11 protein-coding genes are annotated in these 17,144 nt (G+C 46.2%); 8 read left to right on the top strand and 3 right to left on the bottom strand.

Annotated elements, in window-relative coordinates:
- Positions 1-3,627 carry a DNA polymerase III subunit alpha gene (gene dnaE, locus DX060_RS03485; protein WP_115011176.1) on the bottom strand — a complete coding sequence of 1,209 codons (3,627 nt, stop codon included), beginning with the start codon at positions 3,625-3,627 and terminating at the stop codon, positions 1-3.
- A 180-nt stretch (positions 3,628-3,807) separates the two neighbouring features.
- Here dnaE and polA point away from each other — a divergent pair, with 180 nt between their 5' ends.
- The 3 genes from polA to DX060_RS03475 all read left to right on the top strand — a co-directional run bounded on the left by polA (position 3,808) and on the right by DX060_RS03475 (position 6,970).
- On the top strand, positions 3,808-6,519 hold the full coding sequence (gene polA, locus DX060_RS03480; RefSeq protein WP_115011175.1) for a DNA polymerase I: 2,712 nt from the start codon (positions 3,808-3,810) through the stop codon (positions 6,517-6,519).
- A gap of 42 nt (positions 6,520-6,561) precedes the next feature.
- Positions 6,562-6,705 carry a hypothetical protein gene (locus DX060_RS11195; protein ID WP_181814165.1) on the top strand — a complete coding sequence of 48 codons (144 nt, stop codon included), beginning with the start codon at positions 6,562-6,564 and terminating at the stop codon, positions 6,703-6,705.
- Positions 6,706-6,778: 73 nt separating this feature from the next.
- Entirely contained in the window at positions 6,779-6,970 is a 192-nt protein-coding gene (locus tag DX060_RS03475) for a hypothetical protein (RefSeq protein ID WP_115011174.1), read from the top strand.
- Between the two features lie 439 nt (positions 6,971-7,409).
- Here the strand turns inward: DX060_RS03475 and uvrA are convergent, their stop codons facing one another.
- Both uvrA and gatC read right to left on the bottom strand, forming a co-directional pair.
- Positions 7,410-10,223, bottom strand: coding sequence for an excinuclease ABC subunit UvrA (gene uvrA, locus DX060_RS03465; protein ID WP_115012286.1), 2,814 nt, complete (start codon positions 10,221-10,223; stop codon positions 7,410-7,412).
- A gap of 31 nt (positions 10,224-10,254) precedes the next feature.
- Positions 10,255-10,530, bottom strand: a complete 276-nt coding sequence (gene gatC / locus DX060_RS03460) for an Asp-tRNA(Asn)/Glu-tRNA(Gln) amidotransferase subunit GatC (protein ID WP_115011172.1) — start codon at positions 10,528-10,530, stop codon at positions 10,255-10,257.
- A gap of 128 nt (positions 10,531-10,658) precedes the next feature.
- Between gatC and DX060_RS03455 the strand changes: the two genes are divergently transcribed.
- The 5 genes from DX060_RS03455 (at position 10,659) to DX060_RS03435 (ending at position 17,054) form a co-directional block, all read left to right on the top strand.
- A complete protein-coding gene (locus DX060_RS03455) occupies positions 10,659-11,444 on the top strand; it encodes a sulfite exporter TauE/SafE family protein (RefSeq protein WP_115011171.1) in 786 nt (261 codons plus the stop codon).
- Between the two features lie 62 nt (positions 11,445-11,506).
- Positions 11,507-12,901 (top strand): class II 3-deoxy-7-phosphoheptulonate synthase, encoded by a 1,395-nt coding sequence (locus DX060_RS03450; RefSeq protein ID WP_115011170.1) that lies wholly within the window; start codon positions 11,507-11,509, stop codon positions 12,899-12,901.
- A 57-nt stretch (positions 12,902-12,958) separates the two neighbouring features.
- Entirely contained in the window at positions 12,959-14,710 is a 1,752-nt protein-coding gene (traF, locus tag DX060_RS03445; protein ID WP_115011169.1) for a conjugal transfer protein TraF, read from the top strand.
- 145 nt (positions 14,711-14,855) lie between these two features.
- Positions 14,856-16,535: a lactate permease LctP family transporter gene (locus DX060_RS03440; RefSeq protein ID WP_115011168.1), complete on the top strand. Its 1,680-nt coding sequence runs from the start codon at positions 14,856-14,858 to the stop codon at positions 16,533-16,535.
- A 9-nt stretch (positions 16,536-16,544) separates the two neighbouring features.
- Entirely contained in the window at positions 16,545-17,054 is a 510-nt protein-coding gene (locus DX060_RS03435; RefSeq protein ID WP_115011167.1) for a NanQ anomerase/TabA/YiaL family protein, read from the top strand.
- Positions 17,055-17,144: the final 90 nt, after the last annotated feature.

Below are 17,144 nucleotides of genomic sequence, written 5' to 3'. Positions count from 1 at the left end.
TTAGCCTTGCGGCTCTACGATATTTTGACGCACCTCCCACGCAAACTCGCTAAGCTCTTGCGTGATAGAGCCACTCACCTTAAGATCGCTTACAAAGACATAATTCCTGCCTGCTTCTTTGATGATGATATGCAGCTCTTGGCTGCCACTATGCTTCTTCGCACACTGCGAGATACGCTCTAAATGCGCTACATCAGTCTGCCTATCTAGCACGATCCCCAGCGCACAGCCAGAGCCTAGACTCTTTGGATCAATGTGGATAGGGATTATCTGGCTTGCATCTTCTTGGCTGTCATCATCTTTTTGGTATTTTAGGCGGATTTTAGCTTGCTTGGCATCTTCAAGCGATAGCACATCAAAGGCGCGAAACTCTTTCTTACTATCCCTAGAATCCACTTTTCCACTAAGCACGATAGGCTCATTTAGATCCATACCCTCAAGCTTAGCAATAGTGCTCTCAAATATCGTAATGTTGGCATTGCCAGAGAGATCAATCACACTTAGCACGCCATAGATATTGCCCTTTTTGGAAACGCGCTTTTCTAGATCGACAACCTTTACTGCAAGCATTACGCTAGAGCCATCTTCTAGCTGATCTAGCGCACCGATACGAGAGACACCCTTAAGTGCTGTAATTTGCTTGCGATATGTCTCTAGCGGATGCCCAGAGATATATAGCCCTAGGCATTCATACTCATAATCAAGTGTGGTTTTTTGATCAAACTCCTCTATATCGCTAAAGCTAAATCTAATGCCTGTAAGCTCATCTTGTGAGTCGGCAAAGAGTGAGTTATGTATCTCTCCTTCAAGCTTTTGTTTATTGCGCCCGATCTCGCAAATCTCATCGATATATTTAAGCATTGTTGCGCGTGTGTAGCCTAGATTATCAAGACTCCCAGATTTGATGAGTGGCTCCATAACGCGCTTGGTGATCTTAGAAAAATCCACCCTAGAGATAAAGTCCTCCAAATCCTTAAACTCCCCTCCACTCTTCCTACACTCAATAATACTACTCATCGCATCTTCACCAGCTCCGCGGATAGCCCCTAGCCCAAAGACGATCTTTTTCTCCCCATTTTGCTCTTCAACAACACTGAAAAACTGATCAGAGAGATTGACATGAGGTGGTAGCGTCTCCATACCGCGCCGCTTTGCCTCCTCGACATACTCTGCGACTTTATCGATTTTGTTTGACTCGCTTGTGAGCAATGCCGCCATAAACTCGTGCTCATAGTAAGTCTTAAGATACGCTGTCTCAAAGGTGATCATCGCATAGGCAGCAGAATGCGATTTGTTAAACCCATAGCCTGCGAACTGCACGATTAGCTCCCATAATTCAGCTGCCTTTTGTTTGTCAAATCCATTATTTTCCGCACCAAGGGTAAATTTCTGCTTATTATCTGCCATAATCTGCTCATCTTTTTTCCCCATAGCACGGCGGATAAGGTCAGCCTCCCCTAGTGAGAATCCAGCAATCACCTGCACAATTTGCATAATCTGCTCTTGATAAACGATTGTTCCATAGGTGTGTTTGAGGATTGGCTCAAGCTCTGGGAACATATATGTGATAGGCTCTAAGCCGTGCTTGCGATTGATAAAGTCATCTACCATACCAGAATCCATAGGTCCGGGGCGACCAAGTGCGATGATAGCAATAATATCTTCAAAGTTTGTGGGCTTTAGTCTGCGATTAAGCCGCTGGAACATACCAGATTCCACTTGGAAGACCCCCATTGTGTCGCCACTTTGGAGGATTTCATAAACTTTTGGATCATTGACATCAACTTGCAAGAAGTCTATCTGCTTGCCATAGCGATCGGCGATGATTTTTAGCGCATCATCAATCACTGTCAGCGTCTTTAGCCCCAAGAAGTCAAACTTGATCAAATCCACTGCTTCAAGGTATTTCATAGAATACTGCGTGAGTATAATCCCATCGGTGCCAGCATATAGGGGTGTTTTATGCCATAGCTCTCTCTCACTATCTAGCACAAGAGCTGCTGCGTGCTTACCGGCATTGCGATTAAAGCCCTCTAGCTTTAGGGCAAACTCCCATACCTTCGCCGCTAGCGGATCGCTTGCTACAAGCTCTTGGATCTTTGGCTCTAGCTCCCACGCGCCTTCGATAAACTCGCCATTTTTCTCATAGCCTTTCAAGGTGATCCCTAGCTTTTCTGGGATAAGCTTGGCAAAGCTATCGGCATCTTTTATAGGCATATCTAGCACGCGCGCGACATCGCGTATCACGCCTTTTGCGAGCATTTTACCAAAGGTGATGACTTGGGCTACATTGTATTTGCCATATCGCTCAATCATATAGTTTAGAATCTCACCGCGCCTGCGCTGACAAAAGTCTGTATCAATATCAGGCATACTCACGCGCTCTGGGTTTAAGAATCGCTCAAAGAGCAAGTCATAGCGCAAAGGATCAATATCTGTAATCCCCAAGCAAAACGCCACAAGACTCCCTGCCGCACTCCCACGCCCCGGACCTACGGGTATGCCCATTTTCTTAGCTTGATTGATGAAATCCCACACAATGAGCATATAGCCGGGGAATTTCATCTTTGCGATAATCTCCATTTCATACTCAAGCCTCTCGCGATACTCTTGGTGCTTCTCTTCTGGGATATTTTGCAAGCGTTTTTCTAGCCCTTGCTTGGATTTGTAGATGAAGTATTCTTCATCGTTTTCAAAGTCTAGCCCTTCAGCTTTGGCGTATTCTTGGGTAAATTTGAAAGTCGGTGGAGTTGGGGGGTTGCTTTTCTCATCTTTTAGATCAATGCTAAAATCCGCGCATTTTCGCGCGATCTCTTGGGTGTTTTCTAAGGCTTGTGGCACATCGGCAAAAAGCCTTGCCATTTCTTGCTCGCTTTTGACATAAAATTCTTTCACACTATGGCGCAAGCGACCTTTATCCTGTAGAGTGCGCCCCATACCGATACACATCGCCACCTCTTGGAACTCCGCATCATCGCGCGTAGGATAGTGGGCATCATTAGTAGCGATGATCTTGATCCCGCATTCTTTGCTTAAGCGCAATATATGAGAATCTATGGCTACTTGCTCGGGGATCCCGTGGCGCATAAGCTCTAGGTAAAAATCATCGCCAAAAATCTCTTTATACTCTAGAGCGACTCTTTTAGCCGCTTCATAGCCCCCTGCGCCGTATTTCAAGTTTCTCTCGCTTAAGTTTAAGTGGAAATTCACCTCCCCTGCAAGGCAGGCAGATGAGCAGATCAGCCCTTGACTATGCTCTCTTAGGAGCTTTTTTGTAATGCGTGGGTGATAGTAGAATCCGTGGATAAAAGCTTGGGAGCTAAGATACATTAGATTCTTATAGCCTTGCTCATTTTTGGCATACAGACATAAGTGGTAGCGGGATTTGGAGCTTTTATCCCCTAGCTCATCGGCATTGTGCAAATAGGCTTCAAGCCCTATGATTGGCAGTATGCCCTGCTTTTTCATCTTGGTATAAAAGTCAATCGCGCCAAACATATTGCCGTGATCAGTCATAGCGACACTTGTCATACCAAGGCTTTTTAAGCGTTTGGCAAGCACCTCTAGCTTATTAGCACCATCAAGCATAGAGTATTCTGTATGAAGATGTAGATGTGTGTAGCCCATATTTTTACTCCTTCTTTGCTATTTATAAACTCCGCTGGATTCTAGCTAGTTTGGCATTAGGATTAGTTTAGATTTGCGCTATATCAAAAGTGGATTCTAGTAAATGCTCATCATTGCAGCTTAGATACCCATACGCAAATTAGTTATACTTTTGCTTTGACTATCGCACAAAGGCTCATTATGCAAAAGCTCATTATTGTTGATACATTTGGATTTTTCTTCCGTAGTTTTTACGCGCTCCCGCCCTTGCAAAACTCCCAAGGCTTCCCCACGGGGCTGCTTACCGGCTTTGCCAATCTCATTATGAAGCTTTATAAAAGTAATCCACACGACTATATTGTCTTTGCCCTAGAGAGTGGGGGGCGAAATATCCGCAAGGACATTTATAAAGACTACAAGGCAAATCGCCAAGAAACGCCCCAAGAGCTGCTTTTGCAGCTGCCTATTGCCATTGAGTGGATTGAGAAAATGCAGCTCATAAAAATTGCAAAAGAGGGCTATGAAGCCGATGATGTGATCGCCTCTTTAGCCCACATAGCAAAGGCAAAAGGCATACGCACGCATATCATCAGCCACGATAAAGATCTCTACCAGCTTATTGATGATGAAGTATCACTAATTGATCCGGTGCGGCAAGTAGAAATTAGACAAGAGCAGTGCCAGCAGAAATTTGGCGTGCCACCGCATTTGTTTATCGACTATCAAAGCCTAGTTGGCGATACAAGCGATAATGTCCCGGGCATTAAGGGCATAGGCGCAAAGAGTGCGTGCAAGCTACTAGAGCATTTTGGCTCACTTGATGCGATGTATGCTAGAGAAGATGAGCTAGAAGCAGTCATTGGCAAGCGACTAGCCCACACGATAAAAGAGCAAAAGCCTAGCGCACTTCTTAGCAGAAAGCTTGTAAGCCTTGTCAAAGATCTGCCCTTAGATGTGGATTTCCAAGCTCTTGCTATGCCGGAGAAAAACCCGCTACTTTTAATCCTCGATGAGCTAACTCGCTATGAATTTACCAAAATAATCCAGCGACTCTCGGGCGAGCCGATGAATGTCAAACACGAAGCCGCTTCAAAGCCCAAAGCCCAGCCCACACAGCCCCTAGAATCCACTTCTGCACAATTCCACTACACCGCCCATACATTGTGGAGACTAGAAGAGATCCAAGCCCTGCTAGCCCCCCTGCCCAAAGACACCAAAATCGCCTATGATTGCGAAAGCACAGGGCTTGATACAAGAAAGGCAGAGCTTGTGGGCTTTAGCTTTTGCTTTGATGGAGAAAATGCCTACTATGTCCCTGTGGCACACACCTACTTAGGCGCACCAAGCCAGCTCTCTCTAGCAGATACAAAGGCGGCTTTAGAGCTACTTTTCTCTTACCCACTTATCGGGCATAATCTCAAATACGACTTGCAGATCGCCAAAAAGCTAGGCATAAGCCCAAAGCGCGAGATTTATGACTCTATGATTTTGGCGTGGCTCTATGATAGTGCGAGCAAGGTAGGCTTAGATGAGCAAATGCACAAGTGGTTTAATCACACAATGATTAGCTTTAGCGATGCGCTAGGCGGTAAGCAAGACTTCTCCCAAGTCTCCATAGAATCTGCCACAGAGTATGCCGCAGAAGATGCGGCTGCTAGCTTTAGGCTCTTTTATGTCATCACTCACGCCCTAGAATCCAAAAATCTAAGCCACCTAAACGCCCTAGCTCACGACTTAGAATTTCCCTTTATCCAAGTGCTTATGGAAATGGAGGGCTGTGGGATTAGCATTGACACGGAGTATTTTCAGGCACTTTTAGCCCGCTTTAGCAAGGAGCTTCTAGCCCTAGAGCAAGAGATTTTCACCCTTTGCAATGATGTCTTTAATCTCAACTCCCCCAAGCAGCTAGGATCTATGCTTTTTGACAAGCTTGGGCTAAAGGCTCAAAGGCAGATTAAAGGCGGATATAGCACTGATGAAAAGACCTTGCAAGCCCTGCTAAATGCCCACCCTGTGATCCCTAAAATCCTAGAATATAGAGAGATAAGCAAGCTGAAAAACACCTATGTAGAGCCGCTTTTAAAGCATAATGATAATGGCAGGATTTATACTTCATTTTTGCAAAGTGGCACCGCCACAGGACGCCTAAGCTCTAAAAATCCCAATCTCCAAAATATCCCCGTGCGTAGCGAGCAAGGCAGGCTGATCCGCGCGGGATTCCGTGCTAAGAGTGATGACTACACGCTGCTTTCAATTGACTACTCGCAAATTGAGCTGCGATTGCTCGCGCATTTTTCACAGGACTCTGCGCTGATAGAGGCGTTTTGCAAGGGGCTAGATATACATTTGCAAACTGCTAGCATTTTGTTTTCCCCAGAGCAAGCGCAAGAGAAGCGGCATATTGCTAAGAGCATAAATTTTGGGCTTATCTATGGTATGGGTGCGCGGAAATTATCCCAAACGCTAGATATAAGCTTTAGCGAAGCAAAATCCTATATCCAAAGCTATTTTGACTTTTTCCCCTCGGTCAAAGCCTTTTTACAATCCAAAGAGCAAGAGATCTTGCACAATGGCTATGCGCAGACGCTGCTAGGGCATAGGCGGTATTTTGACTTTAGCTATGCCACAGATTTTATGCGTGCAAATTATCTGCGCGAAGGAGTCAATACGATCTTCCAAGGCAGTGCGGCGGATCTTATCAAAATGGCTATGCTACAAATCCATAGCCATATACAAGGCTCAAATATCGCTATGCTTTTGCAAGTGCATGATGAGCTAATTTTCGAGCTACCCAAACAAAACGCCTTAGAATCCGCCAAAGAAATCGCGCATATTATGGATACTATCTATCCCTTAGCTATCCCGCTAGAATCCACTATTTCACTAGGTGATAGCTGGGCAGATCTCAAGTAGATCCTAGCCCCTAGAATCCACTTTTTCTAAAGCGATTCAGCTTTGGGTGAGCAATGCGGCAGTGTTGCGGCTTATGGCAAAGGCACGAACGCTAAGTCGCTAACCTTTACCATAAGCCGCAAAGCTACCACAGCCCCACCGCAACCCTTAGAATCGCGCGGAAGTAAAGCAAGCTTTGTGAAATAAAACAAGCTTTTTAAAAAAGCTCTTTTCTGTCATTGGCAGCACCGCTTGCACCGCGTGGCAATCCATTTCAAAAGTGGATTCTAGCTTTTACCATTCTTGCCTAATCCCTAGAATCCACTTTTTGAAAAACGCCGACTTTTGTGAAAACGCCCCTTTTTCTTGTCATATATCCCCTGTCATTGCGAGGGAGCAAAGCGACCAAAGCAATCCACTGCTTTTTTCTGTCATCGCGAGCTTTGCGCTAGCAAAGCGTGGCGATCCATAACACAAAAAAAACACAAAAGCGGATTCTAGGGACTGAAGCAAGGCTAAAAGCTAGAATCCACTTTTTGTATCTTTGTGTTTGTGCCTTAGCGGTGGATTATCAAAAGTGGATTCTAGTGGAATGCCAATGGATTGCCACGCCGCCGCTACCGCAGCGGCTCGCAATGACGATAAAACGCTGCTAGTGTAAAAGTGGATTCTAGGAGCGAAGTCCCTTTTGGAAAAACACGATTCTAAGGATTACTAAAGAAACCTGCTGCGGCTTCGCCTTGCACCGCTTCGCTTGTTTTCTAAAGAAGCTGCGCTTTGTGGTGGGGACTGTGGTTGTTTTACGCTATTTTTAGGGCAGAGCAAGACTAGAGGTCTGCGGTTGTCCTAAAAATAGCGCAATCAATCGCATTGCTCACCCAAGACTGAATCGCACCCCCTAGAATCCACTTTTACTTCTTGCTCTCTTTTAGCTCTTTGGCTAAAAATTTTGCCGTGTAGCTGCGTGATTTTGGCGCAGCTTTGACAATGCTTGGGACATCGCCTGCTAGGATCACTTCTCCGCCCCTATCGCCGCCTTCAGGTCCCATATCGATGATATAATCCGCGTTTTTTATCAAATCCAAATTATGCTCGACTACAATCACGCTATTGCCCAGCTCTACGAGATGATGCAGCACTTTTGTGAGCCGATCCACATCGCCAAAATGCAGCCCGGTAGTTGGCTCATCTAGCACATAGAGTGTGCGTCCAGTGTCTTTGCGACTTAGCTCTTTAGCAAGCTTGATCCGCTGCGCCTCGCCGCCGCTTAGTGTCGTGGCATTCTGCCCTAGGGTGATATAGCCTAGCCCCACATCTTGCAAGGTCTTTAGCTTTTGGTGGATTCTAGGGATCTTGGCGAAAAACTCACACGCGCTATCTACACTCATTGCTAGCACATCGGCTATGGACTTGCCTTTGTATTTGACTTGCAGGGTTTGGGCGTTGTATTTGCTGCCTTGGCAGAGATCGCACTTGACTAGCACATCTGGCAAGAAGTGCATTTCTATGGTGATTTCCCCTTCTCCTTGGCATTTTTCGCACCGCCCTCCTCGCACATTGAAGCTAAAGCGCGATACCCCAAAGCCTAGGATTTTTGCCTCTTTTGTCTGGGCAAAAATCGCACGGATCTCGTCCATCGTGCCTGTGTAGGTGGCTGGATTGCTCCTTGGGGTGCGACCTATGGGGCTTTGATCTAGATAAATCACTTTATCCAAATGCTCTAGCCCTACAATCTCCACGCCATCGCATTTTTTGATTTTTCTCGCATTGTTTAACATCTCTTGGGCTACGGGCAGTAGGGTTTGCAAGATCAAAGAGCTCTTCCCACTACCGCTCACACCTGTAACACATACGAAGTTTTGCAGTGGGATTTTGGTGCTAAGGTTTTTGATATTGTTAATGGAGACATTGTTGATAGAGAGCCACTGCTCTTTTTTGCGATTAGTTTGGTAGGAGATGTCGCGCTTGCGGTTGATAAACTCGGCGGTAAGCGTGCTAGACTCTAGCATACCGGCTAAATCCCCGCTATAAATCACCTCTCCGCCTAAAGCCCCAGCCCCCGGACCAATATCGACAATAAAATCCGCGTGCAAAATCGTCTCTCTATCGTGCTCTACAACGATGACAGAATTGCCCTTTTCTTGCAAGTTGCGCAGTGTTTTAATCAGCTTTAGCGTATCGCGCTCGTGGAGTCCTATGCTTGGCTCATCTAGCACATACAGCACGCCTGTAAGTCCGCTTCCTATCTGGCTGGCTATGCGTATGCGCTGGCTTTCCCCTCCGCTTATTGTGCGTGCATCGCGGCGCAAGGTAAGATAGCCTAGCCCCACATCGACTAAGAAAAACAGCCGTTCTATAATCTCGCGCAAAATCGGCGCGGCGATGAAGCTCTGCTGCTTGCTTAAATAGGCGAAGTTTTTTTCATTGGCAAAAAATGCATAGCTCTCTTCAATGGGCATAGTGATCACATCGCCTATGCCTTTATCTGCGATTTTCACGCTAAGAGACTCGCGCTTCAAGCGGTTTGCCCCGCACGCATCACAGGGCTTTTCACTCATATAGTCGTGTAAATCTCGCTCATCTTTAAACATATCATACGCGATTTGCAAAATCCCTTTCCACGGGCGTTTTAGCGTGCTATTACGCCAAATAACCTCCACTTCTTCACTACCGCCATAGAGCAGGGTGTTTTGCTTGGTTTTATCTAGCTCATCAAAGCTTTTTGTGCTATCTATGCCATATTGCTTGCAAAATGCCTTAAATAGCTCGGCATAGTAGTTGCGATTAAAGCCAAAGATGACCTTTATCCCGCCATCATTGAGCGGCAAAGAAGTGTTTAAAATCTTTTTCAAATCAATGCTATATTTACTCCCTAGCCCCGAGCAGCTCTCACACGCCCCCTTAGGCGAGTTGAAAGAAAAGCTCAAAGGCTCAAGCGGCTCAAAGCTCACCTTACAATCAAAACAAGCAAAATGCTCGGAATAGTGGATTAAGTGATGCTTATCATCAAGGGTGTATTCTATCTCCACCTCGCCAAAGGACTCTTGCAGGGCTTTCTCCACGGCTTGGGCTATGCGCGGGGCGTTTTCTTGGGAGTTTTGGGCTCTATCGATGATGATTTTTATACTATGCTTTTTGGTCTTAGCAAGGGTGATCTCCTCATCAAGTCGCACCATCACGCCATCGATATACGCACGCACAAAGCCCTTTTGCCGCAATTCTTGAATCTTATCTGCAAAGCTGCCCTTCTTCTCTCGCACGATTGGGGCTAAAATCAGCATTTTAGCCTCGCTTGGCAGAGCTAGGACTTGGGCGATAATATCGCTAGAAGTCATAGAGGATATAGGCTTATCGCACAAATGGCAGTGCTGCGTGCCTACTCGCGCATAGAGCAAGCGCAGATAGTCATAAATCTCTGTGATCGTGCCAACGGTGGAGCGAGGGTTTTTGCTCGTGGTTTTTTGATCAATTGCAATAGCTGGCGTTAGCCCGTTAATCTTATCCACACTAGGCTTGCCCACGCGGTCTAAAAACTGCCTAGCATAGCTGGATAGCGACTCGATATACCGCCGCTGCCCTTCAGCATAGAGCGTATCAAAGGCAAGAGTGCTTTTGCCGCTGCCGCTAAGCCCGGTAAAGACTACAAGCTTATTTTTGGGGATTTTTAGGTGGATATTTTTGAGATTATGCTCTCTTGCGCCGATGATTTCTATGTAATCTTGCATAGTATTCTCTACAAAAGTGGATTCTAGGCTACTAGATAATCTTTGGCACGATGAAAAACCCATCTTGAGCTTTAGGGGCATTTTCTAGCACATTTAAAGCGACATTAGAATCTTTAGGCACATCATCGCGCAAGGGGGTCTTGGCATTGGTGCTTAAAGCTATATCATCAGTATTGATACTTGAGAGATTATCGATAAAGCCTAAAATCTCATTAAGATTGCTCGCCACCTCTGCGGCTTCTTCTTGGCTTAAATCAATCATCGCAAGCTTCTGCAACTTCTCTAAAAGCAACTCATCAATCATCATCACACACTCCTTATAATAAACGCCCATTCAGCTAAAATAGGCTAGAATCCAAAATCGCGATTATAGCAAAGTCTATGACAATCTCTATCGCAAATTACAAGCTAACATAATGGATTCTAGGAGTGTTGATGCTAGATTTTAGCCTATATCTTGGAGCGCAGTGGGAGTGGGTGCTGCTTGGACTTTGCGTGGCATTTTTCATCTCTGGCTTTGTGGATTCTATCGCTGGGGGTGGGGGCTTCATCTCCACGCCTAGCTTGCTTCTAGCAGGGATCCCACCTCACCTAGCACTTGGGACAAATAAATTTATCGTAGTCTTTGGCACCGCGATTGCAAGCTGGAATTTCATCACGCACAAGAAAGTTTTATGGCGTATCGTGCTAGTGGGCATTGTCTTTTCCACTCTTGGCGCGTATATCGGCTCAAAAGTCGTGCTACTCACAAGCGACAGCACGCTTAAAAACATCATTTTGCTTCTGCTCCCCCTAGCCGCACTGCTCGCGCTTATGCCTAAAAGGTTTCATCAAGGTAGAATCCACTTTTGCTCAAAAGACATTTTTCTCATCACGCCGCTTTTATCACTTGGCATAGGCTTTTATGATGGCTACTTTGGTCCGGGGACGGGGAGCTTTCTCATACTGGGATTTTACGCGATATTGCGTATGGATCTGCTCTATGCAAGTGGCTGCGCGAAGCTTATCAACCTAGGCTCTGGGCTTGGCAGCTTAATCGCCTTTATCCTAGGAGGCAGTGTGATCTACCTGCTCGCTCTCCCGCTTATCGCGTGTAATATGCTTGGTGGCTATCTAGGCTCAAAGCTCGCATTACAAAAAGGTGCAAAACTCGTGCGGCTTATGGTAGTGGTAGTCTTTGTGCTGATGTTTATCTCACTACTTGTGCAGTATAGATTCTAGTGTGCTACAATACACACTCACTTTTAGCACTAGAATCCACTTTTAGAATCTAAGGTTATGAAATGGCGCAGCAAACACAGTCTCACACAAAAGCTTGGGACAGACGCTCTTGGCGTAGCTTTCCCATTAAGCAAGTGCCTATCTATAAAGACACTGCCGCACTAGAATCCACTGAAAAAGAGCTAGCATCCTACCCGCCGCTAGTCTTTGCCGGAGAAGCAAGAATGCTCAAAGCCCGCTTCGCCCAAGCCCAGCAAGGCAAGGCATTTTTGCTGCAAGGGGGCGATTGCGCGGAGAGCTTCTCGCAGTTTAGCGGCTCTGGGATACGCGATTTGTTTAAGCTCATTATCCAAATGGGCGCGATTTTGACATTTGCAGGGAGCTGCCCTATCATCAAAGTCGGTCGTATGGCAGGGCAGTTTGCCAAGCCTAGAAGCGCGGATTTTGAAGAGGTTAATGGCGAGAGTCTGCCAAGCTACCGCGGCGATATTATCAATGCCCTAACCTTTGATGATAATGCCAGAGAGCCAAGCCCACAAAGAATGCTACAAGCCTATCACCAAAGCTCTGCCACACTCAATCTCCTGCGCGCTTTTGCTAGCGGTGGGCTAGCAGATCTTAATGAAGTGCATCGCTGGAATCTCGACTTTGTCAAGTCTAATCCGCTAGGGCAGAAATATGAAGAGCTAGCAGAGTCCATAACCCAAGCCCTAGGCTTTATGAATGCTTGCGGGATCAACTCTAGCAACACCCCCACACTGAAAACCACAGAGTTCTACACAAGCCACGAAGCCCTGCTGCTAAACTACGAAGAACAGCTTGTGCGGCAAGATAGTCTAAGTGGCAAATGGTATGACTGCAGCGCGCATATGCTATGGATAGGTGAGCGCACGCGCGATCTTCACGGAGCGCATTTGGAGTTTTTGCGTGGTGTGGAGAACCCTGTGGGCGTAAAAATCGGTCCCAATGCGACAAAAGATGAGATCTTAGGGATCTGTGATATTCTAAACCCACGCAATGAGCAAGGCAGACTCAACCTCATCGTGCGTATGGGAGCAAATTTGATAGAAAAAAACTTCCCCAAGCTTTTGGAGAGTGTGCATAAAGAGGGGCGCGCGATTTTGTGGAGCTGCGACCCAATGCATGGCAACACAATCAAAGCTAGCAATGGCTACAAAACACGCGCGTTTGATAAAATCCTAAGCGAGGTTAAAAGCTTTTTTGCTATCCATAAGGCTTGCGGTAGTATCGCAGGCGGAATCCACCTAGAAATGACCGGCGCAGATGTTACAGAATGCGTAGGTGGCTCACAAGCTATCACTGAAGCAAATCTAGCGACTTGCTACTCTACACAATGCGATCCTAGACTCAATGCCACGCAGGCAATCGAGCTTGCATTTTTGGTCGCCGAGATCCTAAAAGAGCGCAATGTCGATAGTGGCTCATTTATTGCTTAAAACTTTGCGCTAAATGAACGATTTGACAAATCCACCCCTAGAATCTAAGGAGATAGAATGAAGCTCTCTAACTTATCACTTATCACATCACTTCTGCTAGGCTCTAGCACTCTTAGTGCGCTAGAGTTTGGACAAATGGGCAATATCTCTGCTGGGATTGGTGGAGCTGGTGTCGCACTCAAAAACTCACAATGGGCTTTGTATTACAACCCAGCTCTCCTTGCGATGAACAAAAAATCCGGCTTTGCCTATAGCTTTGGGCTAGGCTATAAAGAGACCAATCTCTCGCGTGCCGCTTCTATTGATGTAGAAAATCTCCAAAATATGCCAAACAAGCTAGCAGATCTCTTTAGCGGCGCAGTAACGATACAAGCAGGGACAGGATTCCGTGCAGCAGGAGCGAAGAAGTTTGACCCGGGCAATCTAGGGATTTTTGGCGAAGTGCTAGAGGGTATGGGTATGAAAGATGAAAATTCTATGAAAGACTACCTTGAAGGTGTCGCTACCCAAAACGGCATAACCATCACACCCGGAAGCGGACAAACCACCGAGCAGATTCTACAAGAGCTACAAAAGCACCCAGAAGCCCTTGAGGACATTAAGCACGACTTGCAAGAATCCATTAAAGACACTGCGCAAAAGCACCCTGATCAATCCGGCTCTTTGGGGCTGCTAGAAGGGCTTGTCGATGGGCTTACGCCAGAGAATATCGGCGGGCTTTTGGACTCTGCGCAAAAGGGGGATATGAGTTTAGATTCTCTCTTGCAAAATATGGGCGGCTTCACACTTATGACAAGCAATGACCCTTCACTTAATCGCTTTGTCAAAGATATGACCACGCTTAATGAAATGATCAATAAAAATGACTTTTCTCTAAGCACACAAAATGGCGTAGTGATCAACATCGGCTCCAAAAAATCGCGTGGGACGATAAGTTTTGGGCTTATGCCTAGTGCGTATATGAGTGCTACCGCTAGAATCGACCCTACGCATAATCAAATCATTATCCAAAACGGAAGCAGTGAGCTTAAAGTTGAATTTGGCGATGGCAATATCATCTTGGGCACGGCAAATAAAGGAGACTTTGATAAATCTTCTGTCCTAAGTGCTCAGGCAAAACACCAGCTAAGTGCTGGAAGTGTGGGGATCGTAGAAGTGCCTTTAGGCTATGGGCATTTGTTTGAAACACCACTTGGCGATATTGCTGTGGGCTTAGCAGCGAAATATATCTTTGGGACAGGGTATTTGTATCATAAAGAAGGGGACTTTAATAGCATTAGCCAAAATATCACGCCAACTTTTGATGGAATCGCACAGACCCACACCTTTGGGATTGATGCGGGGCTAGCATACGCCCCTCGATTTGCCAAAAATCTTACTCTAGGCTTTGTGGCAAAAAATCTCAATATGCCAAAAATTAAAACCGATGTGAAAAGCGGTGCGATGACAAAGCTCAACACCCAGCTACGCGCAGGGGTGAGCTATGGCTGGCTTAATGACAAAATCGTGCTAGCAGGGGATATTGACCTAATGCCTAATGACACTATTTCACTCGCGCGCCCTAAATCGCAAATGGCAGGCGGCGGGGTGCTAATTGATCTTAAATATTTTGATTTGCGCCTTGGAGCGATGTATGACTTCCGCAACAATAGCGATGAAGGTATGATTTTAACCGGTGGGATCAATCTGCTTGGATTCTTAGATATAGCCGTGCAGAGCAATCTCCACCTAAGCCAAGAGATCGCTGGCTCTGGGATTTCTGTGCCTAGCTACTTGCTTGTGAAAGTCGGTGGGGGCTTTAGCTGGTAGAATCCACTAGAATCCACTTTTGACAAAGTGTTAAGTTTCTTCCACATTGTGGAAGATTCTACACATTTTTATACACTAAAGCGTTGTCCCACCTTGTGAAATATGCTAAAGTTTGGGACATTTTCAAATCATTAAGGAGGTAAGTATGTGGAATCAAATCTATGACCCACTAGGAAATCCTTGGCTAAGTGCGCTTGTCGCGCTTATACCTATCGCTGTATTTTTCATCTCACTGCTTGTGCTAAAGCTTAAAGGGCAGTGGGCTGGGCTCTTAACCGTGCTAAGTGCGATTATCATCGCAGTCTTTGTCTATGAAATGCCTATGGATAAGGCTCTGTGGAGCTTCGGCTATGGAGCGTTTTATGGGTTGTGGCCCATTGCTTGGATCATTATTGCTGCCATTTTTCTCTACAAGCTCACGGTGAAATCTGGGTATTTTGATATTTTGCGAGAATCTATCATCGCTATCACGCCAGATCAAAGAATCCAAGTGATTTTGATAGGATTTTGCTTTGGCGCGTTTTTGGAAGGGGCGATTGGCTTTGGCGGACCTGTGGCAATTACCGCTGCCCTGCTTGTGGGACTTGGGCTTCGCCCGCTCTATGCCGCGGGGCTATGCCTGATTGCCAACACTGCGCCTGTGGCATTTGGTGCCGTGGGTGTGCCAATCACTGCGATGGCTGGGGCAGTCAATGTGCCTGCTATTGAGATTTCTGCGATGGCTGGGCATATGCTCCCACCGCTCTCACTTTTTGTGCCATTTTTCTTAGTATTTTTGATGAATGGCTTTAAGGGCGTGAAAGAGACTTGGCCCGTAGCTTTGGTGGCTGGGGGAAGCTTTGCTATCGTGCAGTATTTGACAGCGGTGCATAGCGGACCAGAGTTGCCAGATATTGCTTCAGCAGTTGTTTCTATCATCTGTGTGGCGGTGTTTTTGCGATTCTGGCAGCCTAAAAATATCTTCAAATTTGATGAATCCGTGGGCAGTAGCTCTACGCTAGAGGTGAAAAAACACAGCACCAAAGACATCGTGCTTGCGTGGCTGCCATTTGTGCTACTTATTGGCGTGATTTTGATCTGGACAGCTGGGTGGTTTAAAGACTTATTTGTCGGTGCAGGAGGCAAGCTCTCCACAGGTGAAATCGCACAAGAAGCTGGAATCCTAGCTGCTAGCGTGCTGAAATTTGACTTCGCAAGTCTAAAAGAAGTGATCCAAGTTGAGCCAGCTGTCAAAGAAGCAAAGGCGGTGAAATCACTCTTTGAGCTTCCTATCATCAACGCCACGGGGACATCGATCCTAATCGTAGCTCTTATCACTATCCCGCTTTTGCGCATTAAACTTAGCACAGCGGTGGCGACCTTTGGTGAGACGCTTAATGAGATGAAATGGGCGATTTTCACTATCGCTTTGGTCGTGGGCTTTGCGTTTGTATCTAATTACAGCGGGATCTCTGCTACACTTGCCCTAGCTCTCGCGCAAACAGGCAATGCTTTCGCATTCTTCTCGCCTATTGTTGGCTGGATAGGGGTCTTCCTAACAGGAAGCGATACAAGCTCTAACCTACTCTTTGGCACATTGCAGCAGCTAACCGCCCAGCAGCTTGGTATCAGCGAAGTCCTATTCCTTGCAGCAAACTCTGTGGGTGGTGTTGTAGGGAAAATGATAAGCCCACAAAGTATCGCTATCGCTTGTGCGGCAGTGGGGCTAGCTGGGAAAGAATCCGAGCTCTTCCGCTTCACGGTGAAATACTCCATTTTACTTGTGATTGGTATTGGGCTTTTCACTTACGCTATTGCTTTTTATATGCAGTGGCTTATCCCATAAAGGTGGATAATGGCAATCATCGGCAAGCTTAGTGATATGTGCGCGATGTTTGCCGCCAAAGATCTGCAAGGTATCTACGCATATTTACTTGCAGCAAGCAAAGAGGGAAGTTGTGAGTTTGATCGTATCCTTGCTACCACAGGTGAGCATAAAGTTGATTTAGATTCTGGAGCATTTGCGATCGAGCAATCCTACTGCCTAAAACACTCTTCCCAAGCATTTTACGAGACACATAAACGCTATGTCGATGTGCAGCTAGTCATCAAAGGCGAAGAGATATTTTCCATAGCTGTGGCTAGTGATTGTGTGATAAAAGACCCCTACAATGCAGAAAAAGATCTTATCACCTACCACCCACCAAAGCACAGCTCAACCCTTCATCTTAGTGCTGGAATGCTTGCAGTGTTTTTCCCTTATGATGTGCATTCTGGTGGGCTTGGAGCAGAATCCATAGGGGCAAAATCTGTCTATAAAAGCGTGGTAAAAGTCCCCATTGATCTACTAGATCCTAGGCTGTAATTAGCGTGCGATTGTGGTTTTGTATTTGTCTGTTGTGTGTCAATGCAATAGCTACGCAGCCCTCCACAGAATCCACTTTTAGCCAGTGTG

The sequence above is a fragment of the Helicobacter canis genome (assembly GCF_900451095.1).
In the GTDB taxonomy this organism is placed as follows: Bacteria; Campylobacterota; Campylobacteria; order Campylobacterales; family Helicobacteraceae; genus Helicobacter_B; species Helicobacter_B zhangjianzhongii.
The sequence above is the reverse complement of the archived record's forward strand: the minus strand, read 5'-3'. Positions and strand labels throughout refer to the sequence as shown.

Bases quoted from the DNA above. Each gene is read 5' to 3' on its own strand.
- dnaE (WP_115011176.1), bottom strand. From the start codon at position 3,627: ATGGGCTACACACATCTACATCTTCATACAGAATACTCTATGCTTGAT.
- polA (WP_115011175.1), top strand. From the start codon at position 3,808: ATGCAAAAGCTCATTATTGTTGATACATTTGGATTTTTCTTCCGTAGT.
- uvrA (WP_115012286.1), bottom strand. From the start codon at position 10,223: ATGCAAGATTACATAGAAATCATCGGCGCAAGAGAGCATAATCTCAAA.
- gatC (WP_115011172.1), bottom strand. From the start codon at position 10,530: ATGATGATTGATGAGTTGCTTTTAGAGAAGTTGCAGAAGCTTGCGATG.
- DX060_RS03455 (WP_115011171.1), top strand. From the start codon at position 10,659: ATGCTAGATTTTAGCCTATATCTTGGAGCGCAGTGGGAGTGGGTGCTG.
- DX060_RS03450 (WP_115011170.1), top strand. From the start codon at position 11,507: ATGGCGCAGCAAACACAGTCTCACACAAAAGCTTGGGACAGACGCTCT.
- traF (WP_115011169.1), top strand. From the start codon at position 12,959: ATGAAGCTCTCTAACTTATCACTTATCACATCACTTCTGCTAGGCTCT.
- DX060_RS03440 (WP_115011168.1), top strand. From the start codon at position 14,856: ATGTGGAATCAAATCTATGACCCACTAGGAAATCCTTGGCTAAGTGCG.
- DX060_RS03435 (WP_115011167.1), top strand. From the start codon at position 16,545: ATGGCAATCATCGGCAAGCTTAGTGATATGTGCGCGATGTTTGCCGCC.